The sequence below is a fragment of the Paractinoplanes maris genome (genome assembly GCF_023544465.1).
In the GTDB taxonomy this organism is placed as follows: domain Bacteria; phylum Actinomycetota; class Actinomycetes; order Mycobacteriales; family Micromonosporaceae; genus Actinoplanes; species Actinoplanes maris.
The window spans coordinates 36,851-61,072 of sequence record NZ_JALPVL010000008.1 but is presented as its reverse complement, the minus strand read 5'-3'; the positions used below and the strand labels follow the sequence as shown (position 1 = coordinate 61,072).

At 71.1% G+C, this 24,222-nt stretch carries 20 protein-coding genes and 1 pseudogene; 3 read left to right on the top strand and 18 right to left on the bottom strand.

The window, feature by feature from the left end; translation table 11 throughout:
- The first annotated feature begins 150 nt into the window (after positions 1-150).
- Positions 151-1,740, top strand: a complete 1,590-nt coding sequence (locus tag NAG42_RS23250) for a cellulase family glycosylhydrolase (RefSeq protein WP_250033003.1) — start codon at positions 151-153, stop codon at positions 1,738-1,740.
- Here NAG42_RS23250 and NAG42_RS45025 read toward each other — a convergent pair.
- The 16 genes from NAG42_RS45025 to NAG42_RS23170 form a co-directional block, all read right to left on the bottom strand.
- Positions 1,674-2,972: a glycosyltransferase gene (locus NAG42_RS45025; protein ID WP_250033001.1), complete on the bottom strand. Its 1,299-nt coding sequence runs from the start codon at positions 2,970-2,972 to the stop codon at positions 1,674-1,676. The two genes, NAG42_RS23250 and NAG42_RS45025, sit on opposite strands and share 67 nt — an antisense overlap.
- Complete coding sequence (locus NAG42_RS23240; RefSeq protein WP_250032999.1) at positions 2,944-4,188, bottom strand: glycosyltransferase family 4 protein; 1,245 nt, start codon at positions 4,186-4,188, stop codon at positions 2,944-2,946. The genes NAG42_RS45025 and NAG42_RS23240 overlap by 29 nt, the downstream gene beginning before the upstream one ends.
- Positions 4,185-5,441 (bottom strand): lipopolysaccharide biosynthesis protein, encoded by a 1,257-nt coding sequence (locus NAG42_RS23235; RefSeq protein WP_250032997.1) that lies wholly within the window; start codon positions 5,439-5,441, stop codon positions 4,185-4,187. Before NAG42_RS23235 ends, NAG42_RS23240 begins: the two co-directional genes overlap by 4 nt.
- A complete protein-coding gene (locus NAG42_RS23230; protein ID WP_250032996.1) occupies positions 5,435-6,208 on the bottom strand; it encodes a hypothetical protein in 774 nt (257 codons plus the stop codon). Before NAG42_RS23230 ends, NAG42_RS23235 begins: the two co-directional genes overlap by 7 nt.
- A complete protein-coding gene (locus NAG42_RS23225; RefSeq protein ID WP_250032994.1) occupies positions 6,205-8,148 on the bottom strand; it encodes a putative glycosyltransferase family protein in 1,944 nt (647 codons plus the stop codon). The genes NAG42_RS23230 and NAG42_RS23225 overlap by 4 nt, the downstream gene beginning before the upstream one ends.
- Positions 8,145-9,269: a glycosyltransferase family 4 protein gene (locus NAG42_RS45020; protein ID WP_250032992.1), complete on the bottom strand. Its 1,125-nt coding sequence runs from the start codon at positions 9,267-9,269 to the stop codon at positions 8,145-8,147. Before NAG42_RS45020 ends, NAG42_RS23225 begins: the two co-directional genes overlap by 4 nt.
- Positions 9,266-10,081, bottom strand: coding sequence for a glycosyltransferase family 2 protein (locus NAG42_RS23215; protein WP_250032991.1), 816 nt, complete (start codon positions 10,079-10,081; stop codon positions 9,266-9,268). The genes NAG42_RS45020 and NAG42_RS23215 overlap by 4 nt, the downstream gene beginning before the upstream one ends.
- A 75-nt stretch (positions 10,082-10,156) precedes the next feature.
- Positions 10,157-10,906, bottom strand: coding sequence for an L-type lectin-domain containing protein (locus tag NAG42_RS23210; protein ID WP_250032989.1), 750 nt, complete (start codon positions 10,904-10,906; stop codon positions 10,157-10,159).
- Positions 10,907-11,017: 111 nt separating this feature from the next.
- Positions 11,018-12,136: an aromatic ring-hydroxylating oxygenase subunit alpha gene (locus NAG42_RS23205; protein ID WP_250032988.1), complete on the bottom strand. Its 1,119-nt coding sequence runs from the start codon at positions 12,134-12,136 to the stop codon at positions 11,018-11,020.
- Positions 12,133-13,269, bottom strand: a complete 1,137-nt coding sequence (gene solA / locus NAG42_RS23200) for an N-methyl-L-tryptophan oxidase (RefSeq protein WP_250032986.1) — start codon at positions 13,267-13,269, stop codon at positions 12,133-12,135. The genes NAG42_RS23205 and solA overlap by 4 nt, the downstream gene beginning before the upstream one ends.
- Positions 13,270-13,287: 18 nt before the next feature.
- Positions 13,288-15,642: a GcvT family protein gene (locus tag NAG42_RS23195; protein WP_250032984.1), complete on the bottom strand. Its 2,355-nt coding sequence runs from the start codon at positions 15,640-15,642 to the stop codon at positions 13,288-13,290.
- Positions 15,643-15,645: 3 nt separating this feature from the next.
- The gene (locus tag NAG42_RS23190) at positions 15,646-16,602 is read right to left on the bottom strand and encodes an ABC transporter substrate-binding protein (RefSeq protein WP_250032983.1); all 957 of its coding nucleotides are present in this window, start codon (positions 16,600-16,602) and stop codon (positions 15,646-15,648) included.
- A gap of 23 nt (positions 16,603-16,625) precedes the next feature.
- The gene (locus NAG42_RS23185; RefSeq protein WP_250032981.1) at positions 16,626-18,587 is read right to left on the bottom strand and encodes an ABC transporter permease; all 1,962 of its coding nucleotides are present in this window, start codon (positions 18,585-18,587) and stop codon (positions 16,626-16,628) included.
- Between the two features lie 19 nt (positions 18,588-18,606).
- The gene (locus NAG42_RS23180; RefSeq protein ID WP_250032980.1) at positions 18,607-19,641 is read right to left on the bottom strand and encodes a quaternary amine ABC transporter ATP-binding protein; all 1,035 of its coding nucleotides are present in this window, start codon (positions 19,639-19,641) and stop codon (positions 18,607-18,609) included.
- Positions 19,638-20,570: a GMC family oxidoreductase gene (locus tag NAG42_RS44295; protein ID WP_308201178.1), complete on the bottom strand. Its 933-nt coding sequence runs from the start codon at positions 20,568-20,570 to the stop codon at positions 19,638-19,640. Before NAG42_RS44295 ends, NAG42_RS23180 begins: the two co-directional genes overlap by 4 nt.
- On the bottom strand, positions 20,567-21,235 hold the full coding sequence (locus NAG42_RS23170; RefSeq protein WP_308201177.1) for a GMC family oxidoreductase N-terminal domain-containing protein: 669 nt from the start codon (positions 21,233-21,235) through the stop codon (positions 20,567-20,569). The genes NAG42_RS44295 and NAG42_RS23170 overlap by 4 nt, the downstream gene beginning before the upstream one ends.
- A gap of 214 nt (positions 21,236-21,449) precedes the next feature.
- On the opposite strand from NAG42_RS23170, the gene NAG42_RS23165 reads away from it, so the two are divergent.
- Positions 21,450-22,205 (top strand): glycerophosphodiester phosphodiesterase family protein, encoded by a 756-nt coding sequence (locus tag NAG42_RS23165; RefSeq protein ID WP_250033480.1) that lies wholly within the window; start codon positions 21,450-21,452, stop codon positions 22,203-22,205.
- A gap of 132 nt (positions 22,206-22,337) precedes the next feature.
- Here NAG42_RS23165 and NAG42_RS23160 read toward each other — a convergent pair whose 3' ends face one another.
- Positions 22,338-23,063, bottom strand: coding sequence for an SDR family oxidoreductase (locus NAG42_RS23160; RefSeq protein ID WP_250032978.1), 726 nt, complete (start codon positions 23,061-23,063; stop codon positions 22,338-22,340).
- Between the two features lie 59 nt (positions 23,064-23,122).
- Between NAG42_RS23160 and NAG42_RS23155 the strand changes: the two genes are divergently transcribed.
- Complete coding sequence (locus NAG42_RS23155) at positions 23,123-23,506, top strand: MerR family transcriptional regulator (protein ID WP_250033479.1); 384 nt, start codon at positions 23,123-23,125, stop codon at positions 23,504-23,506.
- Between the two features lie 236 nt (positions 23,507-23,742).
- Here the strand turns inward: NAG42_RS23155 and NAG42_RS45365 are convergent.
- A pseudogene (locus tag NAG42_RS45365) lies at positions 23,743-23,886 on the bottom strand (transposase); the annotation flags it as partial.
- Positions 23,887-24,222 lie beyond the last annotated feature (336 nt).

Genomic DNA, 24,222 nt, shown 5'->3' with positions numbered 1-24,222 from the left:
CGATCGGGGTGTCCGGCCGATGCACCCTGCCCGCACCCCAGGGCAACGGCAATGCAATCAGCAAACTTTCTTCACCCGAACCGTCCGACCGATTGGAGGGGCCGCTCCCACAGACCATTTCCGCACCTGACCGAAGGGCAACGACCCACCGTGATCTCGCCTCGCCGCTGCGCCGCCTCCCTGGCCTCGACGCTGCTCCTGGGCCTCGCCCTCCCCCACGCTCCCGCCTCCGCCGCCGCCCCGGCGAAGACGGTCACCGTCAAGTCCGTCATGACGACCAGCGCCCCCGCCACGCCTGCGAAGACCGGCGCCACGCCGGCCAAGACCGTCGCCACGCCGGCCAAGACCGTCGCCAAGGACGCCGAGACCGTCCCCACCCGGGCGTCCCGCCTGGCCGCGGTGCAGACCGCCAAGACGCTGAACTACTACCCGTCCACCGCCGGCTGGTCGAAGATGTGGACCGACTGGGACCCGGCCCGGATCGACGCCGACCTGGCCAAGGCCCGCGCGCTCGGCGCCGACAACGTCCGGATCATCATCTTCCCGACCCAGTTCGGCTGGCCCAAGCCGTGGAACGGATACCAGGACCGCCTGGCCGCGTTCGTCGACCTGGCCGAGGCCCACGGCATGACCGTCAAGTTCACGCTCTTCGACTGGTGGGACGGCTACGAGGAGATCGCCAACAGCATCTCCTGGACCAGCACCGTGCTCAGCCGTTACCGGGACGACAAGCGGGTCATCGCGTTCGAGCTGCAGAACGAGTTCAACGCGAACGACGCCGCGGCGGTGGCCTGGGCCAAGAAGCTGATCCCGGCCATGCGCTCGTCGTTCCCGACCATGCCGCTGAGCTTCTCGGTCGACGGCACGGCCGGCGCCCCGGGCATGGCCAGGATCAAGTCAGCCCTGGCCTCGACCCCGATCGACTACTTCGACTTCCACTTCTACGGCAACTCGGAGCGCGCCCTCGCGACCATCAAGAACGCGCAGGCCACGGTCGCGCCGTACCCGATGGTCATCGGCGAGGTCGGCCTGAACACGCTGCAGAACACCGAGGGCGAGCAGGCCGCCTTCCTGGCCCGCGTCTTCGAGGCGTCGGAGGCGGCCGGCGTGAAGTCGGTGGCCCCGTGGACGCTGAACGACTTCACCCCGGGCGCCATCCCGTCCTCGGCCGTCTCGCGCATCCCGGCCCAGTACAGCTATGGCCTCTACCGGGTCGACGGCTCGGCCAAGCCGGCCGCCGCGGTCGTCAAGGCCGGCTGGACCACCGGCATGACGCCGGCGTCGGTCATGGACCCGAGTTTCGAGTCGAGCGCGGGCCAGACCCCGTGGCGGGCGTACATGCCGGAGCTGGGCCTGGCGGTCAAGACGCAGTCGGCGGCCCGCACCGGCAAGTGGTCGATCAGCCTGACCAACACCGGCAAGAACTCGTCGGGCTCGCCGTCCTACCGGGTCTCCCCGATCGACCCGGTCAAGGCCGGCCAGAAGTGGCACGGCGAGGTCTGGGCCAAGGGCAACGCGGCCACCGGCACCACGCAGATCGCGCTGAGCTTCTTCGACATCAACGACAAGTGGCTCGGCGGCGCCTCGTCGGCGTGGCTGCCGGTCGGCACCACCGGCTGGACCAAGCTGGTCGTCGACCAGGTCGCCCCGGCCGGCGCGACCAGCCTCCAGGTTCACCTCAAGTCGGGCGAGAACAAGGGCACCGTCTGGTTCGACGACGCCACGATCTCCGTCTCCTGAGCCACCGGCTCCGCGTGCGACGGCCCGGCGACTGAAGGCGACGGCCCGGCGGCTGAGGGAGCCGCGACGAGCACGCCCATCCGGGCGAACAAACGCGAGAAGGCGGCCACCGACTGCTCCCACGAGGAGGGGTCGGTGTGCCGCCTTCCGGCTTTTCCGGTCGCGGTGACGATCGCGTCGGCCAGCGCGGCGGGCGCGGCGGCGGGCACAAAAGTGGTTCCGGAGTATCGCTCGGCCGCCTCCACCAGACCGCCGACCGCGGTGACCACGACGGGCAACCCGTGACTCATCGCGATGTGCAGGGGCCCGCTGGCCGAGCTGCGCCGATAGGGCAGCACCACCAGGTCGGCCGCGCCGAAGAAGTCGTCCACTTCGGAGTCGGCGACGTAGCGGTTGACGAACGTGATGCGGGAGGCGGCCGGCGACCCGGCGATCATCGACGCCGGAAGCGTCCAGCCCTCCCACGTCTCCCCCACGACGGTCAGCGTGTAGTGCGTAGGCAGCCGCCCGAACGCTTCGACAAGATCTTCCAAGCCCTTGTACGGCCGGATGGTGCCGAAGAACAGCAGCCGGCAGGCCTCCCCGGCGGCCCGGGGCCGGGGCGCCGGTGGGGTGGGACTGTCGTGGTGGTCGAACGGGCCGTGCAGGGCGATCTCGTCCGGGACGCCCGTCAGGTCGTACGTCGCTCGCAGCGCGACCCGGTCGAAGCGCGAGTGGACGACGACCCCGCTGGTGCGCCGCAGCAACGGTTTGATCAGTTTGCGGCAATAGAGCGACGCCCACCGGTGCTGCGCCTCGCCGGTGTCCTGCACCTCGTGGAACTCGACCACGACCTTGATCCCGGCCAGCCGCGCGACCAAGCACAGCACCAGATAGGAGTGCAGCACTGTGCCCGTCCACCACTGGAACACGATCACCTCGGGCCGGAACTCGCGCAGGAACCGCACCGCCCGGATCAGGCTCGGCACCGCCCACCAGTCCACCCCGTCGAAGACGGTCACCGCGGGGTCGTACGAGAGGTCGTTGAGCCGTCGACCCACGCGGCCGCGCCCGGGATAGAGCCGGGTCGGCAGCAGCTGTCGCATCAGGATCGTGCCGACCTCGTAGCGGGTGGCCAGCGCGTTGCTGAGCCGGCAGGTGTAATAGCTGATGCCGGAGAGGAACCGCCAGCCGGAGCCGACGACCACGATCCGGGTGCGCTCGTCAGCGGACGGCGGCGGCGATGCAGTCACGGTAGACCTCCTCGATCTGGGGGACGACGCGCGCGGCGGTGTAGTCGAGCCCGCGCTGGTGCCCGGCCGAGCGCAGCCGCGCGGCCAGGACCGGGTCGGTCAGCACCCGCAGCAGGGCGGCCACGAGCGCCTCGGGATCGCCGACCGGCACCTGCAGGCCGCTCTCGCCGTCCCGGATCATGTCGGCCAGCCCGCCGGCCGCGGTGGCGATCAGCGGCGTGCCGGCCAGCAGGGCCTCGACCGCCACCTGACCCATCGGCTCGAGGACCGACGGCACCACGCCGGCCGCCGCGTGGTGCCACGCCGCCATCACCTCGGGATGGGCCACGTTGTGCCGCACCAGGACGCCGGGCGGGATCGGCGGCGTGTCCGCCCGCGGCGTCCCGAGACAGACCAGGGCGGGCGGTGGGTCCGGCTGCTGCCATCCGGCCCGCAGCCGGGTGTACGCGGTGAAGAGCGCGTCGATGCCTTTGTGCGGCCCGAGTTGCCCGACGAAGAGCAGGTATCGCCCGGCCGGCAGCCACGCCGGCCGCGCGGTGTTGCGGGCCAGCTCGTCGAGGCCGTCCGGCACCAGGCTGCTGATCACCCGGACCGGCACGTCGCCCGGCAGCCGCCCGGTGATGACCCCGTCGGCGACGGCCGGTGAGATCGCGGTGAGCGCGTCGATGCCTTGGTGGCGCTGGGCCCGCAGCGCGCTGGTGAGCAGGGCCGCCCGCGGCCGCCCGTACTGCTCGCTCGCGCACGGAACACAGCGGCTCAGCCGGGGCCCGCCGCACGGGCGGCCGTTGCGCGCGTACGTCTTCTTGACGCACGTGAAGCCGAAGTCGTGCGCCGTGTGCACGTGCGGCACCCCGTCGCGGCCGAAGCGCAGCGGCAGGTAGCTGTACATCATCCAGTCGTGGCTGTGCACGACGTCGTAGTCATCGGCGCGCAGCACCCGCCGGATGGCCGCGGTGGTGAGCGGGTCGGCCGTGGTCGGGTGGAACGGCTTGGTGGCGTCGGCGTTCATCCCCGGCAGCAGGGTGTTGGCCACACTGCGGACGCGCTTGACCCGTACGCCGTGGATCGTCTCGTCGTGCTCGGCGAGCGGTGTGGCCAGCGTGAGCACGGTGACCTCGTGCCCACGCCGCACCAGCTCCTCGCTGCTGGTGGCGATGCTGCGCTCGAGCCCGCCGATGACCGGCGCGTACAGGTTGGACAGGTGCAGGATCTTCATCCGGTGGGGGCCTTTCGTCGGGACATCACACTGCGGGCGCCGACCGCCACCGCCCCGGCCGACTGGCCGGTCAGCCACGCGATGCCGGCCGCCTCGATGCCCGTGCCGGGCAGCCAGAGCCAGGTCAGCGTCAGACAGGTGGTGGCCATCAGCAGGTTGAGGCGCAGGCACCGGCGATACCGGCCGAGCGAGCGCCAGTGCGCGACGGCGAGGTTGGTGATCGCGTCGGGCAGCGCGGCCAGCACCAGGATGCGCAGCAGCAGCTCCCCCTCGGCCGCATAGCCGGGACTGAACAGGGCGAGCACCCGGTCACCGGCGAAGAACAGCAGCAGCGCCGGGATCCCGGTCACGACCAGCACGACGGCGGCGGCCTTGGGCAGGGCGGCCGTGCCGGCGTTGGTGCGCTCGGCATACAGCGCCGACGCCACCGCGGGCGAGACCATGAACAGCACCGACGCCGTCATCCAGGCCACGTAGAAGTGCGCGTTGGCCTCGGGGCCGAGCCGCGCGGTGACCAGCACGGGCAGCAGCGCGGTGGGGCCGGCCTGGGCCAGGTTGATCAGATGATGGCCACCGAGCGAGCCCTGGACGTGCCGCAGTTCGGCGCCGAGTCCCCGGCCGCCGAGCCGGGCGCCGGGCCGCAGCCGGGTCAGCATCGAGATCAGGGTGTAGCCGGTGACGGCGAGCGACGGGAGCGTCCAGGCGAGCAGCACGACCCCGGATCCGCCGTACCCGGCCCCGGTCAGCACCGCGAGGGCGCCCAGCTTGCCGCCGGCCAGCGCGAGGTTGCGGGTGAACATGCCCCGGCCGGCCCGCTGGGCGATGAAGACGTGGTCGAGCAACGTCGACGCGGTCAGCGCGACCGACGTAACGACCAGGGCGGTGGCCCCCGACGAGCTGCGCAGGAAGGCGAAGTTGCCGCCCATCGACGGCAGCACCCCGGCCGCGACGAACGAGGCGACCGCCGTGGCGCCGCAGCCCAGCAGCAGCCCGGCGCTGACGATCCGCGACCACTCGCCGGGGCTCGTGCCGGGCAGCCGCTGGATGAACATGTGCCCGAGGCCGAGGTTGGACACCATGCTCACAACGGCCGAGACGGAGATCAGGGCGGTCGCCGTGCCGATCGCCGGCTGGGTCAGCTCGCGCGCGGCCAGCATCCAGTAGAGGTAGCCGAGCCCGGCCGTGCTGACCGTGCTCGCCATGATCAGGACGCTGTTGCGGGCCAGCGAATCGCGGGCGACGGTCTTCAGCATGCGGGCCGCCCGCGGACGACCGGCCCCCGGCCGTAGAAGACGGTGCTGGTGGCGCCGAGACTGATCTCGATGCGGTGCAGGCAGCCGTCGGGCGGCGCCGGAACGAAGACGTCGACCGAGCGGGTGGCGTCCGGCTCGACGGTCAACGGGCGGCCGGAGACGAGCCGGGTGCCGACCCGCACCCGCAGCGGCTGGGTCGCGGTGGGCATTCCGGCGCTGCTCACCCGTACGGGAACGTGTACTCCGCGGGCGGGGATGGCCACCGGGCGGGCGATGTCGGTGGCCCAGCCGTTGAGGGCCAGGCTGGTGTAGCCCGGCTGGGGCGGGTGCGGCAACCGCCCGTACGCCTGAAGGGCGACGAACCCGGCGACCAGCGTGAGAAGACCGGGCACGGCCACCGCGACGAGCGTGTGCGGCAGGCGCGGGTCGACCGGGGATCCGGCGGCACGCTCGCGCAGCAGCACGATCACGCCGAGCACGGTCACCAGGATCCCGAGGCCGGCCACGATCGCGCGGGGCCGGATCTCGACGCCCGCGACGTGCAGCCCGATCGCCACCAGGGGCAGGCTGACCAGGCCGCACGCGGTGGCCAGGCCGATCCGGACGATCGCCGGCATGGCCTCGCCGGTCAGCGCGCGCAGCCAGAGCTCACCCAGGGCGAGCAGCGCGGTCAGCAGGACGATCGCGAAGAGCCACGGCAGCCGGTGGCCGAGCGACAGCACGACCAGCGCGGCACAGATCCCGGCGAGAAGCCGTACGGTCGTCATCGGCCCGCCTTGCCCGGCTGCAGGCTCGCCTTGCCCGGCTGCAGGGAGGCGAAGTCGAATCGGTAGATCGCGATGTTGCCGCTGTCGTAGATCTTGATCGTCCACGGCGTCCGGTCGAACTTGGTGAGCTGCCCGAGCGTGAACGCGGGCCGGTCGCTGTGCGGCACCGGCTCGTTGGTCTCGAAGTAGATCTGGATCTCCGGCACCTCCCGGGCCATCCGCCGGTCGACGACGAGATAGGTGAACCGCCACGAGCTGAGCTGCTCGATCAGCCGGGGCGAGATGTCCCGGCCGGGCTGGGCGAGGTAGAGCTCGTAGGTCGGGAACGAGACCGAGCCGGTGACCGGCTGCTGCCCACCGAAGGAGCCGAAGATCAACCCGGAGTACCGGTCGGCGACGATCCGCAGGTCGCGGCCCTGGGTCGAGCGCAGCCAGGCCGACGCGGCCGACACCTCGGGGATCGACGAGCGGGTGTCCGAGCCGAAGACGGGCGGCCCCGGGAAACGGTAGGACGGGTTCATGCCGGCCGCGGTGTTGCCGACCATCACCACCGCGCACACCGTGAGCAGCACGCCGCCGCTCCAGCGACGGCCCCGGTCCAGCAACCACACCACGACCGGGGCCACGACCAGCGCGATCCCGAGATAGCTGAAGGCCCACGTGCGCCGCGCGCCCTCGGCCCCGGACGGGGTCAGGATCAGCAGTGCCGCCGGGAAATAGAGCGAGCCCAGCACCAGCATGGCCAGCGCTCCGTTGCGGGACACCGCGTCGCCCTCGCGCCGGCGGCGCAGCCGCCACGCGGCAGTGGCCATGGCGATCCCGGCGAAGCCCTGGGCACCGAAGGCCGCGTACCGCTCCCACCAGGGCGCGACCGACTCGCGGAAGAGCGTGCGGCTGCCTCCACCGGTGCCGGCCATCCCGGCGATCTGGTCGAGCGCGCGGGCCAGATAGGGGTCGAGGTAACCCGCGGTCCGCGGCGCGACCACGGCCAGATAGGCCACCACCAGCACGGCCGCCGCGGCCGTGAGCCCCCAGGCGGTCCAGGTCACGGCGCGCGGGTTGATCCGGCGCAGGGCCCGGGCGGTGGCCACCGCGCAGAGGATCAGCATCACGCCGAGCAGCCCGAGCGCGGTCAGGTGATGGGTGGCGATGGTCGCGGCCGAGAGCATGACCGTCACGGCCGACCAGCCGAGCCGGGCCCGTCCGGCCGGCCCGCGCATCGCCCGGTGCAGCGCGACCAGCGTCCACACCAGCAGCGCGATGGCCAGCGACTCGTAGCCGAACTGGGTGTCGAAGAACAGGAACGAGCTGTTCAGGCTGTAGATGATCGTGGCCACGGCGGCGATCCGGGCGTCGTGCCAGATCTCCTGGGCCAGCGCGGCCACCCCGAGCACCACGAGCAGGTGCGCGAGGATCAGCACGAACAGCGCGCCGTGCCAGATCGAGACGCCGGTGAGCCCGGAGACCGCGGCGACGGACGAGTGCAGGCCGGGGAAGTCGCCGACCACCTTGACGATCGGGTTCTGTTCGAAGAGGCGGCCGTCGAGCAGGATCTCGCGCGCCTGGCGCCAGTGCGCGAATTCGTCGTGATAGAGCGGCCCGTCCGGCGTGCGCAGCAGTTTGGGCAGATAGGTGAAGCCCGCGTACGCGGTCAGGACGGCCACTCGCAGCCGGGCCCCCGACCCGCGGCGCACCAGCCAGAAGACGGCCGGCAGCGTGAAGATCAGCATCCCGGCCCAGAAGAAGGCGAACTGCTGGCCGGTGTCCCACTCCGCGGCCCGGTTGGCCGCCACCAGCAGCGCGGCTCCGGCCCCGCCGGCCACCACGAGTGAGCCCGCGCAGAGCACGGCCGCGCGGCGGGACGCCGTCGCGGGCACCTCCGGCGAGGAGGGCGTGCTCGCGACGGTGCGGTCGTCGGCCACCGGCCGGGTCAGGGTCATCGGTCGCCGGCTCCGGCACCGGCCTTGGCCTGCTGGATGACGTGGACGCGGGGCGCCACGCCGGCGTAGATCTCGCGGGTGGCCAGGACGACGTCGCTCCACGTGGGCAGCGCGTTGCGGCCGTGCTGGGCCCGGTCGGTGCTCGCCGCGACCTGCAGTGCCCCGGCCAGCGCCACCTCGTCGTCCGGGTTGACCAGCCACAAGGGCGCGCCCGGGGCGACCATCGAGGCCAGTTCCCGGTGGGCCGGGATGAAGCTGGCCACGGTCGGGATGCCGGCGGTCAGCGCGTCGGCCACCGCCATGCCGAACGCCTCGTGCTCGGACGCCGACACCACCGCGGCGGCCGACGCCATCCGGGCGTGGAAGGCGCCGTCGGGCAGCCGGCCGTGGAAGACGACCCGGTCCGGCCCCAGGCCGAGCCGTACGGCCAGGTCTTCCCACTCCTCGCGAGCGGGCCCGGCGCCGACCACGTCGAGCCGGTGGTCGGCCGGCAGCTGGGTCATCGCCCGGATCACCCGGTCGACCCGCTTGTAGCGCTCGAGCCGCCCGACGCAGAGGATGCTGCGTCCCGGCTCGGGCCCGGCCACCAGGTGGGGCGCCGGGTCGGTCCCGTTCGGCACCACCACCAGGCGCTCCCGCGCCTCGGGGAAGTGGCTGATCAGCAGCTCACGCTCGGCCCGGGTGACACAGATGATCCGGCCCGCGCGGGCCACGATGCGCCGGCCCAGCGGTCGATAGAGCGGGTGCAACGCGGCTCGCAGCCGGCTGTGCCCGGTGCCGTGGTAGTGCGGCGTGAAGACCAGCGGCGTCCGGTTGGTCAGCGCCGCCGGCAGCGCGGCCAGCGCGTGATAGCTGTGCGCGTGCAGCACGTCGTAGCGGCCGGCGTTGCGCCGCAGCCACCGCCACATCGCCAGTGAGCAGCGGTAGTTGGACGCCTTGACGGTCAGCGGGAACCGGCGGACCAGCACCCCGTCGATCGAGTCGACCGAGCCGTGGGTGTGCTGGGTGAGCACCTCGACCTCGTCACCGGTGGCCACCAGCGCGGCACAGAGCCGGCGGACGTGGGTCTCCACCCCGCCGATGTCCGGGTGGTAGGCGCTCGTGACGACGCCGATCCTCACCGTGCCCGCTCCGGTGCGGGGACGGCGGCGGCCCGTCCCCGTCGCGGCCACTCGCGCGCGATCGTGCGCAGCACCCGCAGGCCGTCGGTGAAGGCGTTGAGGTTGCTCTCGCCGTGGATGCGCTGCTGCTCGTAGCTGGGCACCTCGACGATGCGCAGGCGGGCCCGGGCGGCGCGCAGGGTCAGCAGCGTCTCGATCTCGAAGCCGTCACCCCAGAGCCGGCCGTCGGCCTGGGTGGTGCTGTCCAGGGCGAAGACGTCGAGGTGCTTGGCCCAGAACGCGTTGTAGCCGTAGCAGAGGTCGCTGTATCGGGTGCCGAAGAGCACGTTGACCAGCAGGTTGAGGCAACCGTTGCCGGCTCGGCGCAGCCGGGTGAGGTCGGCGCTGCCGCCAGTGCCGGCGAAGCGCGAGCCCTTGGCGAAGTCGGCTCCGGACCGCAGCTCGGCGATGAAACTCGGGATCTCGCGCGGGTCGGTCGACCCGTCGGCGTCGATCATGACAATGATGTCGCCCGTGGCGGCGGCGAAGCCGCAGGCCAGCGCGTTGCCCTTGCCGCGGCGGTTCTGCTGGACGACGCGGATGCCCGGCATCAGCCGGCGGGCCACGTCGACCGTGTCGTCGGTGGACCCGCCGTCGACCAGGATGACCTCGTCGACCGCGGGCAGCGCGGCCATCACGTGCGGCAGGTTGAGCGCCTCGTTGAGCGCGGGGATGATGACGCTGACCAGGGGCTCACCGGCGCCGACGACGACCGGCGGCGGCAGTTCGGTTCCCGCTCCGGCCTCGGGGCGAGCGTAGGGGACCGTGGACATGACTTCACTCCAAGACTCGGTGGGGACGTGCGGGAGGTGCCGCCGGTGCCCGGCGGGCACCGGCGGACAACCTGGTCAGACCCCGGAACCGTGGACGGTCCAGGAGTAGATGTCCTGCTTCGACAGGCCCGTGCCGGTCGAGGCGGTGAAGCCGATCCACGCCTCGGTGTCGCCGACATGGCCGGCCAGATTCACCTCGTGCTCCAGCACCAGTTGCTCGGTCGACCCGGCGCTCAGCGACTTGATGTAGACACGCAGCAGCGACGCGCCGGCGTCGTAGACGACCCGGGCGTTGAACGGCTTGCCGAACAGCGGGATCGGCGCCTCAGCCGTGTCCGCCTGGTAATCCGGGTTGCCGCCCAGCACGACCGCGAGGTGGTTGCGGCTCGGGTCGTACGAGTTCTGGTAGGTGTCGAACTCGACGGCCAGGCTGGGCTCGATGCCGCGGTAGCCCAGGCCGCCGCCCCACCCGCCGAGCGCCCGCGGGCCCTCGGTCTGCACGACGAACGCGATGCCGTCCGCGCCCGGCCGGAAGTGGTGCAGGTAGACCTTGAACTCGGACTCGAACGACCGCGTGACGTCGAGTTTCGTGAGCGACCAGGCCGAGCCGGACTGGCGGTAGCCACCCGGGGTGAGCCGCAGGATCTTCTGCCGGGCCTTGTCGCCGGACGACAGGATCAGGTCGGCCGCGCCGTTGCGGTCCAGGGCCTGGGAGGCACCCTTGAAGGTCGGGTAGTCGATCAGCGGATCGTCGGCGGCGCGGGCCGGTGCGCCCGCGGCGGCTATCGAGAGGGTCAGGGCGGCGGCGAGTCCACCGCGAGCCAATCTCGAGGAACGTGAGGAAAGCACAGTTCTGCGCTCCATTTCGGATATTTTGCCCCACTAGGACGTGGCCCAAGGTAAGGCAGCGCGCAGAACCGCGTGAGCGAGATGATGCTATTTATCCCGAATCGGATGCAGTCGGTCCGTTAGCCACGAATGGAACGCGCCGATGTGGTGCTCGCTCGGGACGAGAACACCCCCCTGCGCGTACGCCCGGGAGGACATCGACGGCTGGCAGCGTTCACAGGCCTCGAAATCCTGGCGGTTGACCCGGTCGAAGAGCTCCACCGACCGGCTCAGGTCCGCGCCCGAGGCCACCACCGCGGGCAGGAACAGCCAGTCGCACTCGACGATCGTGCGATCCGCGGCCACCGGATACATCCGGTGCACGATCACGTGGTCGGGCACCAGGTTGACAAACACCTGGGGCTTGATCGTGATCGCGTAGTAGCGGCGGTCCTGCTCGGCGGCGATCGTGCCGATGGTGGTCACGCCGGGACTGCCGTCCACGGTGAACCCCTCCACGTCCCGGCCGAACTCGGCGCCGTGACCGACGTAGTACTGCGCGGCGTAGCCACCGGCGAACTCCGGCAGCACGTGCACCAGCTCGGGGTGGATCGTCGAGCAGTGGTAGCACTCCATGAAGTTCTCGATGATCAGCTTCCAGTTGGCCGCGACGTCGTAGCGGAGGCGGCGGCCCACCTCGAGCCCGTCCAGCCCGTAGCGGTCGATGGCGTCGAGGTCACCCAGGCGTTCGGCGCAGGCCGCCATGACCTCCTGCTCGAAGGACGGCGGATCGTCGGCCAGGCACACCCAGACGTAGCCCAGCCACTCGCGCACGTGGACCGTACGCAGGCCGTACTCCACCCGGTCGACATCGGGCATCTTGACCAGGTTGGGCGCGGCCACGAGCGTGCCGTCGAGACCGTAGGCCCAGGCGTGGTAGGTGCACTTGAAGGTGCGCTTGACCTGGCCGGCCTCCTCCACACAGAGCCGGGCGCCCCGGTGCCGGCACACGTTGAGGAAGGCCCGCGCCCGGCCGTCCGCGGCCCGGGTCACCAGCACGCTCTCGCGCCCGACCTCGACCGTACGGAATCGCCCGGGCACCCCGACGTCGTCGCCGCGCACGGCGCAGAACCACATGCTCTCGAAGATCGCCTCCTGCTCGCGCGCGAAGATCGACGGGTCGGTGTAGTAGCTCCCGGCCAGCGTCGGGATCAGCGAGGCCGTCACCGGAACCGCCGCGGGTCGAAGAGCCCGATCGGGTGGACGGTCGCCCCGCAGGTCGCCAGGTCGGCCAGGATCTCCCCCACGACCGGCACGAACTTGAACCCGTGACCGGAGAAACCGCAGGCCACGGTCACCGACTCGTGCGCGGGGTGACGGGCGATGACGAAGTGCTCGTCGGGTGTGGTGCTGTACATGCAGGGCTCGCCGCGCAGGAACCGCCCGGGCAGGTCGGGCAGCCGTTGCCCGGCGTAGGCCATCATCTCGGCCACCTCGTCGTCGTGCACCTCGGTGTCGAGGGTGTCCGGCGTGGTGGGTGTGCCGCGGCGGAAGAAGGCGATCTTGGCGCCCCCGGCGGGACCGTCGACCGCCGGGAAGCCGTAGATCTGGCCGCCGTCGGCATCCTCCCAGACATAGATGGGGTGCCGGTCCGGCAAGTACGGCTCGACCCCGCCCCGGGGCTGATACCAGTGCTGCACCTGGCGCTCGATCCGGAACTCGATGCCCAGGTCGGCGAGCAGCTCGGGGGCCCACGGCCCGGGCGTGATCACCAGCTGCCCGGCGGTGTAGTGGCCCCGGCCGGTGGTCACCCGGACCCCGTCGCCGGCCGGCTCCCAGCTGCTCATCGGCTCGTCGAAGCGCAGGTCGGCGCCGTGTTTCGTGGCGAGCTGGAGGTTGGCCGCGACGGTCGCCTCGGGCCGGACGAAGCCCGCCTTGGCCTCGAAGAGCGCGACCTCGTCGGGCTGCGGAGCGAACGTCGGATACCGGCGGCGCAGCTCCCGGGCGTCGAGGATCTCGTGCTCGAGACCCCACTGCTCGGCGCTGGCCCGGCTGCCGGCGACCGTCCGGCTCTCCGGACGGCCGATCATCACGCCACCGGTCAGCGTGATCACGTCCCGCCCCGAGTCGGTGGCGAGCTGGTCGAACAGGTCGTAGGCGCGCAGCAGCAGCGGCACGTACTCCGGGCCCTCGAAGTAGGACTGCCGGGTGACCCGGGAGCCGCCGTGGCTGGCCCCCCGGTCGTGCGCCGGGCCGTACTTCTCCAGACCGAGGACCCGCTGTCCGCGGGCGGCGAGCTGCAGGGCGGCGGCACTGCCCATGCCGCCGAGACCGACAACGATCACGTCATACGCCGACAAGGGTGCCTCCAGGGTGGGTCAGGCGCGCAGCCGTTCGTGCTTGGGGTCGAAGAGCGGCTCGGCGGCGACGGTGGCGCCCAGCCGGTGGTCGAAATACCCGATCGAGAGCCGGGTGCCGGGCCCGGCCAGGGCGGCCGGGAGCCAGGCGTACGCGATCGGCGCTTCTATGGTGTGGCCGAAGGCCGCGCTGGTCACGAACCCGACCGGTCTGTCCCCGTCGTACACCGGCTCGCGGCCCATCGGCACCCGACCGGCGTCGTCCAGCAGCAGGCAGGTGAGCAGCCGCCCGGGTTCCCGATCGTCGAGCGCGGCCCTCCCGAGGAAGTCACCGGCGTCGCGGCGCACGGCAAAACCAACCCCGGCCTCGTACGGGGTGTCCTCCGCGGTCATGTCGGTGCCCCACAGCCGGTAGCCCTTCTCCAGGCGCAGGCTCGTGAAGGCGGCCCGCCCGGCGGCGATGATGCCGAGCTCCTGACCGGCCGACCACAGGGTGTCCCACAGCTTGAGGCCGCAGTCGGCCCGCGTGTAGATCTCCCAGCCCAGCTCGCCGACGTAGGAGAGCCGGAGCATGGTGACCGGGACCGTGCCCAGGTAGCCCTCGCGGGCCTGGAAGTAGCGGAAGGCGTCGCGCGAGACGTCGATGTCGGTGAGCGGAGCGACCAGGTCGCGGGCCCGCGGACCCCAGACCCCCAGGCCGCCGGTGGCGCCGGTGATGTCCCGGATCCGCACGCCGTGGGGAGCATGCCGGCGCAGCCAGTGCAGGTCCAGGGGGCCGTTGACGCCGACCTGGAACCGCTGGTCGCCAAGCCGGGCCACGGTGACGTCGCTGCGGATGCGGCCGGCCTCGTCGAGCAGCATCGTGTAGGTCACCGAGCCGACCGGCTTGTCGACGTTGTTGCTGGTCAGGCCCTGAAGGAAGTCGACCGGGCCGTCGATGGCGAGGCGCGTCAGCGGGGTCATGTCATAGAGCGCGACATTCTCGCGGGTGAGCCGGGCCTCGGTCCCGGCGATCGGGGACCAGTGGCGGGCCGACCACTCGTCCCGGGGTCCCGGCTCGGCCGGGGTGGCGTTGGCGGCGTACCAGAGGGGTCGCTCCCACCCGGCGGCCTCGCCGAACACCGCGCCCAGCTCGACCTGCCGGGCGTGGAACGGCGAGGTGCGGACGTCGCGGACGCTGGGCGGGTCGAGCGGATGGACGATGTCGTAGACCTCGACGAAGCTACGGATCGACCGTTCCTCGACGTAGGCCGGAGCCAGCTGGGTCTCGTCGAAGCGGTTGAGGTCGCACTCGTGCAGGTCGAGGCTCGGGCGGCCAGTGACCAGCCACTCGGCGACCTCGCGGGCGGCGCCGGCCGAGTGGGTCACCCAGATCGCCTCGGCCGTCCAGAATCCGGGCAGCTCGGCGGCCTCGCCGAGCAGCGGGAAGCCGTCGGCGGTGAACGAGAAGACGCCGTTGAAGCCGTCCGCCCGCCCGGCCTCGCGGACCACGGGCAGAAGGTCGGCGGCGGCCGCCCACGACTCGGCGAAAGTGCCGGGGGTGAACGGGAGCATCGACGGGTGCTCACCACTCGACAGCTCGTCCAGGCTCACCGGCATCGGCTCGTGCAGATAGGAGCCGATGCCCAGGGCGGCACCGTGGGCCCGGAAATACAGATCGCGATCCTGGTGGCGCAGGATCGGCATGGTGTCGGCCGCCCCCACCTCGCTCGTCCGGACGTACTGGTGGGCCATCGGCAGCAGCGGGATCGTGACGCCGGCCAGCTCACCGATCCTCGGTCCCCAGAACCCGGCACAGCTCACGACGATGTCCGCGTCGTAGGTCGTGCCGGCGGTGCGAACGCCCTTCACCCGCGCGCCGCCGATGATGCCGGTGACGCGGCTGTGCCCGATGAACCGGGCGCCTCGTTCCCGCGCCCGGGCCGCCTGCGCCTCACCGGCCTTGACCGCCGAGGCCAGCCCGTCGGCCGGCACGTGCAGGCCGCCCAGGATTCGATCCTGGTCGAGCAGGGGGAACAGTTCGGCGCAGGCGACCGGGTCGATCACCTGGGAGCCGATCCCCCACGACTGGCCGAACCCGAAGCGGCGGTGCAGCTCGCGCAGGCGTTCCGGCGTGGTCGCCACCTCGAGGCTGCCGACCTGACGGAAGCAGTCGAGCCCGGTCAGCTTCTCGACCGTGTACCGGGCCAGCCGGGCCATGGTCCGCGACGGGTTCGTCTGGAAGACCAGCCCGGGCGCGTGCGAGCTCGACCCGCCGGTCACGAAGAGCGGCCCCTGCTCGAGCACGGTCACGTCGGTCCAGCCGCGCAGGGTGAGCTCATCGGCGAGGGCGCAGCCGACCACGCCCGCGCCGATGATCACGACCTTCGGTCCCATGGGTCAGCTACCGGCCGGGATCCACGGCTTCCAGGTGGCCTCGTGCTCGTTCACCCACTTCTCGGCCGCCTTCTCATCCGACATGCCCTGGTTGGTGATGTAGTCCGAGACGAGGTTCTGGTCGTCGTTGGTCCACGTGAAGTTCTTCACGAGCTGATAGGCGGTGCTGTTGCCGTCGGCGAACTTCTTGCTGGCGATCTTGTCGAGCACGTAGTCGGGATAGTCGCAGGCGACCTTCTTCAGGTCGGCGTCGCAACCCTCCTTGTACTCGGGCAGCTTCACCCGGACGTATTTCTCCTTGGCGAACAGCCACTGCGGCTCGTAGAAGTAGAAGAGCAGCGGCTTCTTCTGCGCCGAGGCCTGCTGGGCGGCCTTGATGATCGCCGCCTCGCTGCCCGAGTAGACGACGGTGTAGTTCAGCTTCAGGTTGCTGACCAGGGCCTCGTCGTTGGTGACGAAGGACGGGTCGCCGGCCAGGAACTGCCCCTTGCCCTTGGACTCCGAGGTCTTGAAGAGATCGGCGTACTTGTTGAGGTTCTTCCAGTCCGTGATGTCCGGGTATTTGTCGGCCATCCACTGCGGCACGTACCAGCCGATCACGCCCTGGTTGCCGGTCGGGCCGACGTCGACGGCGACCTTCTTGTCCTCGATGTAGGTCTTCTTGAGATCCGGGTGCCCCCAGTTCTCGACGATCGTGTCGACCTCGCCGGTCTCGAAGCCCTGCCAGGCGATCTCCTCCTTGAGCTCCTTCTTCTCGACGGTGTAACCCATCTTCTTCTCCAGCAGGTGGGCGATGACCGCGGCGTTCGCCTCGTACCCGACCCACGGGTTGATCGCCAGGTTCACCGTGCCCTTGGCGCCGGCGCTGGGCTTGTCCTCCCCGGCGCCCGAGGTCGCGCCGCCGCAGGCGGTCAGAGTCGCTATCAGGGCCACCGCGGCGGCCGTTCGGATCGATCTCATCTATGAGGTCCCTTCGAGTCGTCTCATCCGCGGGGTCGCTTCGAGTGGTGGAAGCCCTGGGTCAGGCGGTCGAGCAGGATGCCGAGCAACACGATGGCCAGGCCGGCAGCCAGGCCCTGGCCGAAGAGCTCGCGCTGGGAGAAACCGGCCACGACGTCGTATCCGAGGGCGCCCGCACCGACCAGGCCGCCCACCACCACCATGGCCAGGACCATCACGATCCCCTGGTTGGCCGCGAGCAGCAGGCCGCCGCGAGCCATCGGCAGCTGCACCTTCCAGAGCAGTTGCCGTGGGGTCGACCCGGCCGAGAGCGCGGCCTCGACCACGGTCGGTGGCACGTCGCGCAGCCCCCGCTCGACCAGGCGCACGACGGGCGGGACGGCGAAGATGACCGCGGCCACGATCGCGGTGAACCGGCTCGCGCCGAAGAGCGCGACGGCCGGCAACAGGTACACGAAGGACGGCATGGTCTGAGCCGCGTCCAGCAGCGGCCGGATGCCGGTGGCCAGCCGGTCGTGGCGGGCGCAGAAGACCCCGATCGCCACGCCGATGGCCATCGTGATGACGATCGCGACCAGCACCGTGGCCAGCGTCTGCATCGAGTGCTGCCAGAGGCCCAGGGCGGCCGGGCCGGCCGCGGCCAGGGCGGCGATCAGGGCGGCCCGCCAGCCGCTGATCAGCGTGCCGAAGGCGGCCACGGCGGCCACGAAGAGCCACCACGGCGTCGTCACCAGCACCGTCTCGAGCGGGTCGAGCACGCCCGCGCTGATGCCGTTCTTGAGGCCCTCGGTGACGTCGTACCAGTGCAGTTCGATCCAGCCGACGAGATCGTTGACCGGCGCCGCGAAGGAGTACGCCGGGAGATCGGTCTCCCGCACCGGCACTAGCGCGATCAGCACGACACCGGCCAGGGCCGCTCCGGCGACGATCCACCTCGTCCGGCGCTGCCGGGCCGGGCGATGGAGCCGCGTCCGGCGGGCGGCGCCGGTGGTGATCCGGTCGAGCACCACGGCCAGGATCACGATGGCCACCCCGGCGTCGAAGGCCGCGCCGACGTTCACCCGCTGCAGCGCGTTGACGATGTTCTGCCCCAGGCCGGGCGCGTCGATCAGCGCGGTGATGACCACCATCGACAACGCCAGCATGATCGTCTGGTTGACCGCGAGGGCGATCGTCGTCCGGGCCATCGGCAGCCGTACCTTGCCGAGCAGCTGCCACCGGGTCGAGCCGAGTGCCGTGGCCGCCTCGACCGCGGTCGGCGGCACCTCGCTGATGCCGAGCGCGGTGATCCGGATGGTGGCCGGCACGGCATAGATCATCGTGGCGATCACCGCGGCCGGCTCACCGATGAGGAAGAGCAGCGTCATCGGCGCCAGATAGGCGAAGGTCGGCATGATCTGCATGACGTCGAGCACCGGCCGCAGCGTCGCCCCGACCCAGCGCACCCGGGCCGCCAGAATCCCCAGCGGCACCCCGATCAGCACCGACAGCAGCACCGCGGAAAGCGTCAGCACGAGCGTGTCGACGCTCTCCTCCCACAGGCCGAGCACGCCGAAGGCGAGAAACCCGCCCAGCGCGAGCAACCCCGTGCGCCACCCGGCCAGCACCGCGCCGATCGCCGTCACCGCCGCGACCAGGCCCGCGAAGCCGAGCCCGGTCAGCGCGCCGTGCACCGTGTCGACCAGCAGCCGCACACCCAGCCGCACGTAGTTGAAGCCGTACAGGAAGAACGGGCTGGTGTCGCGGTTGGCATCCACCCAGTCGCGCACGCTGTCGAAGAACCGGAACGACGCGGCGTCGCTGCTGTCGGCCGCCCCGTCCGTCCGGAAGAGCAGATAGGCGGCCACCGTCAGGACCAGCAGAACCGCGGCCACCGTACGGCTTCGTACGCGCCCGCGCCGGCTCGGCGCGGGCGGGTCGAGCGCGGTTCCGAGCACGCGCCCGCCCGGTTGCAGCACCGGAGGCGGCGGGACGGTCGCCGTCATGCCCCGGATCCCCCGCTTCTCATACCGGCACCTGGCGGTGGTGGCTGATCAGCGCGGGCAGCAGCTGGTCGGCGTCGATCACACCGAGCCTCTCGGTGCCGTCGACCACCGCGATCGGGCGCTCGGCGCGCAGCACCCGATGGACGGCGTCGCGGATGACCGTACGGTGGCTCAGGGGTTCGTCCTCGCACAGCTCGCCCGGGGCCGGGTCGCGCATGATCCAGCGCAGCGTCAGCACGTCCGAGCGGGGCACATCACGCACGAAGTCGGCCACATAGGAGTCGGCCGGCGCGCCGACCAGATCCTCCGGCGTGCCCACCTGCACCAGCTCGCCGTCGCGGAGCACGGCTATCCGGTCGCCCAGGGTCAGCGCCTCGGCCAGGTCGTGAGTGATGAAGACCAGCGTCTTGCCGACCTCGGCGTGCAGGCGCCGCACCTCGTCCTGCATGTCACGCCGGATCAGCGGGTCGAGCGCGCTGAACGGCTCGTCGAACAGCAGGACCTCGGGGTCGGTGGCCAGCGCCCGGGCCAGGCCGACCCGCTGCTGCATGCCGCCGGAGAGCTGATCCGGGTACTGGTGCTCGTGCTCCTGGAGGCCGACCAGCGCCAGGGTCTCGGCCGCGCGGCGGTGCCGCTCGGCCCGCGACCGGCCCTGGATCTCCAAGCCGTACGCCACGTTGTCCAGCACCGACCGGTGCGGCAGCAACCCGAAGTGCTGGAACACCATCGCGACCTGGCGCCGGCGCAGCTCGCGCAGCCGCTTCGGGTTCATCGCGCGCACGCTCTCGCCGCCGATGCTGATGTCGCCGCTGGTCGGCTCGATCAGCCGGGTCAGACAGCGGACCAGCGTCGACTTGCCGCTGCCGGACAGGCCCATCACCACGAAGACCTCACCCGGGCGCACGTCGAAGCTGACGTCGCGGACAGCGGCCAGACAGCCCGTGCGGGCCCGCAGCTCGGCCCGGGGCAGATCGGCCAGCGGTGTGCCGACGACGCGGTCGGCCCGGGGTCCGAACACCTTCCACAGAGCGGCGATCTCGATCATCGGCGTCATTCCCGGCTCCCCTGTCCGCGTTTCCGGGCGGTCTGCTCGCTCTGCCGGGCGGTCTGCTCGCTCTGCCGGGCGGTCTGTTGGCTTTGCTGGGCAGTCTGTTCGCGGCGGCCGGTCAGGTCGGCGCTGATCAGGTCGGCCGCCCGTTCGCCGATCATCAGCACGGTCACCATCGGGTTCACCGACGGCATCAGCGGGAAGATCGAGGCGTCGGCGATCCGGACGTTGGGCGCCCCGCGCAGCCGCAGCTCGGGATCGACCACGGCCAGTTCATCGGTGGCGGAACCCATCCGGCACGTGCCGGCGGGGTGGTAGACGGTGTGGTGGGCGGCTCGGCCGTACGCGGAAAGGTCCTCATCGGAACGCAGGGCGGGACCGGGCGCGATCTCGCGCGCGATCCACGACGCGAACGGCTCGGTCGCGGCCACCTCGCGGGCCAGGCGCAGACCGTCCACGATGGTCCGCTCGTCGTATCCGTCCGGGTCGGTGAAGTAGCGGAAGTCGAGCAGCGGCTTGGTCTCCGGGCGGGCATCGGCCAGGGTGAGCCGGCCGGTGCTGCGCGGGCGCGGCACGTTGGGGGTCATCCCGAAGCCGTGCTCGGGCACGTCGTAGCCGAGCCGCTCGGTGTTGAACGTGAACGGGATCTGATAGAGGTGGAACATCAGGTCGGGACGCGCGGCGCCCGGCTCGCGGCGCACGAAGAGCCCGGCGTCGGAGTCCATGGCGGACATCGGCGGGATCGGCCGGCTCGCCTCCCAGAGGATCAGCGACTCGGGGTGGTCGAGCAGGTTCTCGCCCACACCTGGCACGTCGATCCGCGTCTCGATGCCGAGCGCGGCCAGGTCGGCCGCCGGCCCGATGCCGGAGAGCAACAGCAGTCGCGGAGTGTCGATGGCGCCCGCGCACAGCACGTACTCGTGCCGGGCCTTCACGATCTTGACCCCGGAGCGGGAGCGGACCGTGACCCCCGGTCGGGATCTAAATGGGACGCCCAGTGCTCGGTCAGGATCGTCAGGTTGGGCCGGTCGAGGTGCGGGTGCAGATAGGCGACCGAGGCGGAGGAGCGGATGCCGGTCTCCGGGTGGTAGCCGACCGGGAAGAAGCCGGTGCCGTCGGCGAACGGCGCGGCGTTGAAGTCCTGGTGGACCGGGACGCCCAGCGCGGTGTGGCAGGCCGTCACGAAATCCTCGGCCAACGGGTTGCGGTCACGCTCGGCCACCGGCGTGATGCTGATCGCCAGCCGCTTCCACAAGGGCACCATTTCCTCGTACGACCAGCCGGTCGCCCCCGCTTTCACCCAGTCCGCGAAATCGTCGGGCGGCGGCAGAAAGCTGATCATGGTGTTGTGCGACGAACAGCCGCCCAGCACCCGGGCCCGCGCATGCCGCAGATGCGAGTTGCCGCGCGGCTGGGGGGTGATCGGATAGTCGTAGTCGTAGTCGCCCTCGAGCAGGTTGAGCCAGTTGCGCAATTGCAGGATCGCCTGGTCACCCACGTCGGAGGGACCGCCCTCGATCAGGGCGACCCGCAGCTCGGGGTCGGCCGACAGCCGGGACGCGACGACCGATCCGGCCGTGCCGCCACCGACGATCACCACGTCGTACTCGATGGTTTCCAGCGGGCTCCACCTTCCGGACCGTTGAGGAAAGAATCATCAGCCACGGTGGCGCCGGTCAATGTCAACACCGGACTTTTACCTCAGTGCAACAAAGGCCGCTGCATTGATCACCTTCTTCGTATCGCCTTTTCCACCGGTTTGCCACCGGTTTCCCGGCGGCGCGCCGCGGTGATCGGCGGGGCCCTACGATCGGCTGGTGCCCTTCCTCGACGCCCCGACCCCGCTGGCGTTCGCCCACCGCGGCGGCGCGGCCGACGGCGACGAGAACACGGTCGAGGCCTTCGAGCGCGCCGTCGAGCTCGGCTACCGCTACGTCGAAACCGACGTGCACGCCACCGCCGACGGCGTGGCGGTCGTCTTCCACGACGCCACCCTCGACCGCGTCACCGGGCAGGCCGGCCGCATCTCCTCGCTGACGTGGGCCGACCTCCAAGCCGTACGGATAGCCGGCGCCGCCCTGGTCCCCCGCCTCGACGACGTGCTGGCCGCGTGGCCCGGCATCCGCTTCAACATCGACATCAAGGCCGACTCCGGCGTCGCCCCGGCCGTCGGCACGATCCTGCGCTCCGAGGCCGCCGAGCGTGTGCTGCTGGCCTCCTTCAGCGACCGCCGCCTGGCCCAGGCCCGGTCACTGGCCGGACCATCGGTGGCCACCTCGCTCGGCTCCCGATCGGTGGCTCGCCTGCGCCTGGCCTCCGTGGCCGGCATCCCGTTGCGCCTGCCCCCGTCGGTCGCCGCCGTCCAGGTCCCGCCCCGCCTGGGCCGGCTGCCGGTGGTCGACCGGCGTTTCCTGACCCTCTGCCACCGCCTGGGTCTCCAGGTCCACGTCTGGACGATCGACGACCCCACCGAGATGAACCGCCTGCTCGACCTGGGCGTCGACGGCATCATGACCGACCGCCTGACCGTCCTCCGAGACGTCTACCAAGCCCGCGGCCTCTGGCCCTGATCTCCCTGGCGCACAACGCACGACCCGCCCGCCGGCGCAAGGCCCGGCAAAGTCGTCAGATGGTGCCGAGCCGGCCATCGCTGTCACCGTCGACTCGCATGAAGCCGGGGATGACCGTCTGTCACGTAACGCCTAGGGCCCAGACACGCCAGGTGAGATCAGCTGCGCGAGCCGCGTGTAGAAGTCCTCGGGGTCGGCGGTGGCCGACGACTTGAAGAGGGCCGCGATGTCGTCGACGACAACCTCGTACCGTCCGGCCTCGACGCCGTCCAGGGTTGCCCGCGCCACGACGGCGGGGTCGACCTTCGGCAGGTCCAGGCCCTTGGTCAGGTCTGTATCGGCCAAACCGAGATGCACCGACGTGACCAGGGTGCCCTGCCCGGCGAGTTCATGCCGGAGGCCGTTGCTCATGCTCCATTGCGCGGCCTTGCTCGCCGCGTAGCCGGTCGCGCCGGGCAGCGGGAACCAGGAGGCGGCGGACGCGATGTTCACGACGGCGCCGCCACCGTTGGCGGCCAGGACCGGGGCAAAACCGCGGATCATCGACAGGGTGCCCCAGAAGTTGACCTCCATCTCCGCGCGCAGGCTGTCCGGATCGCCCAGCAGGGTGCCGCCGAAACCCGCACCGGCGTTGTTCACCAGCAGGTCGACGTCGCCCGCTGATCGGGAGGCGTCGGCGACGGCTTCCGGATCGGTGATGTCGAGGGCCAGGAGGTGGGCACCGGGCAGATCGAGGGTTTCCGGACGTCGCGCGGTCGCGTAGACCTTCGCTCCGCGCTCCAGCAGAGACTTGGCCAACGCGCGGCCGATGCCGCGGTTGGCGCCGGTGACCAGCGCGGTGGCTTCGTTGATCTTCATGGGGTTAGGCTAAAACGTCACGCTGACGTGAGATTCAAGTCAGACATTTGGGGGATCTTTTGCGCATCGGGGAGCTGGCCCAAGGATCCGGAGTGAGCGTGCGGGCCCTGCGTTACTACGAGGAACAGGAGCTCCTCGTACCGGAACGCAGCTCGGGCGGTCATCGGCGCTACCCGGTGAACGCGGTGGACTCGGTGAGGTTCATCCAGCTGCTCTTCGCCGCCGGCCTCGGCAGCAAGACGATCAAGGGTTTCCTGCCGTTCCTGGACGACGGCATGAGCACGCCCGCGATGCTCGCGCAGCTGGCCGCCGAGCGCGCCCGGATCCGCGCGAAGATCGATGAGCTGAGTGCGGCCGATGCCCGGCTCGGTGACCTGATCGAGCAGGGAGCCCGGCTGCGAACGCCGAGTGTCCCCATGCGTTGCTCGCCCTTCACCGCCTGATGGCAGCCGCCATTCGTGATCATGGCTGGAGTTCGAGGCCGACGCGGCTGCCGTAGTGGGGTTCGTTTGGTTGCTGGGCCGGCCGCTGTTGTCCGGGTCGCCGTCGGCGAGCCACGCCCAGTCGTAGAACCGTGGCCCTTTCGACCCGGAACCGGCGCTACGCCGTGTCCACGCCCAGGCGGGCAGACCGGCGGTGAGCTGGTCGGCCCGGCGGCGGGTCTTACCGCCGTCGATCGGCACCGAGTGATCACGGGAATCGCCGGCACATAACCCCACCCCAGCCGCCGCAATTGAGCGCGCAGCACGGTGTTGTTGCCGTAGGCCCCGTCCGCGGTGACCCAACGGACCGGTGTGCCGCCGTCGACGGCTGAGGTGATCATGTCGCCGGCCAGCTGGGTCCACAGCCCACCGACCGGGCGAATGCAACCGGGGAAAGGTGACGATAAGCTGCTGGAACAGTTTTCCCAGGATGCTCCCAGGTGCATCCGGCGGAACTTGCTTTACATTTCTCGGTGGAGACGCGTCTCCGAGTGACCCCGGAGCGTGACCGGAGCCGCTCGGAGAGAAGTGCCAGCTCAGCGAAGTTTTTGTGATCTTGGTTGAACCTCGGACATCAGCCGTTCGGATGATGTCGACGGTTCGAGGCCGTCGCCATATTTCTTCTTTAAGTTCGGGCTAAGAATTCATCAAGTTCGCTGGCGGAATTGCATTCCAGC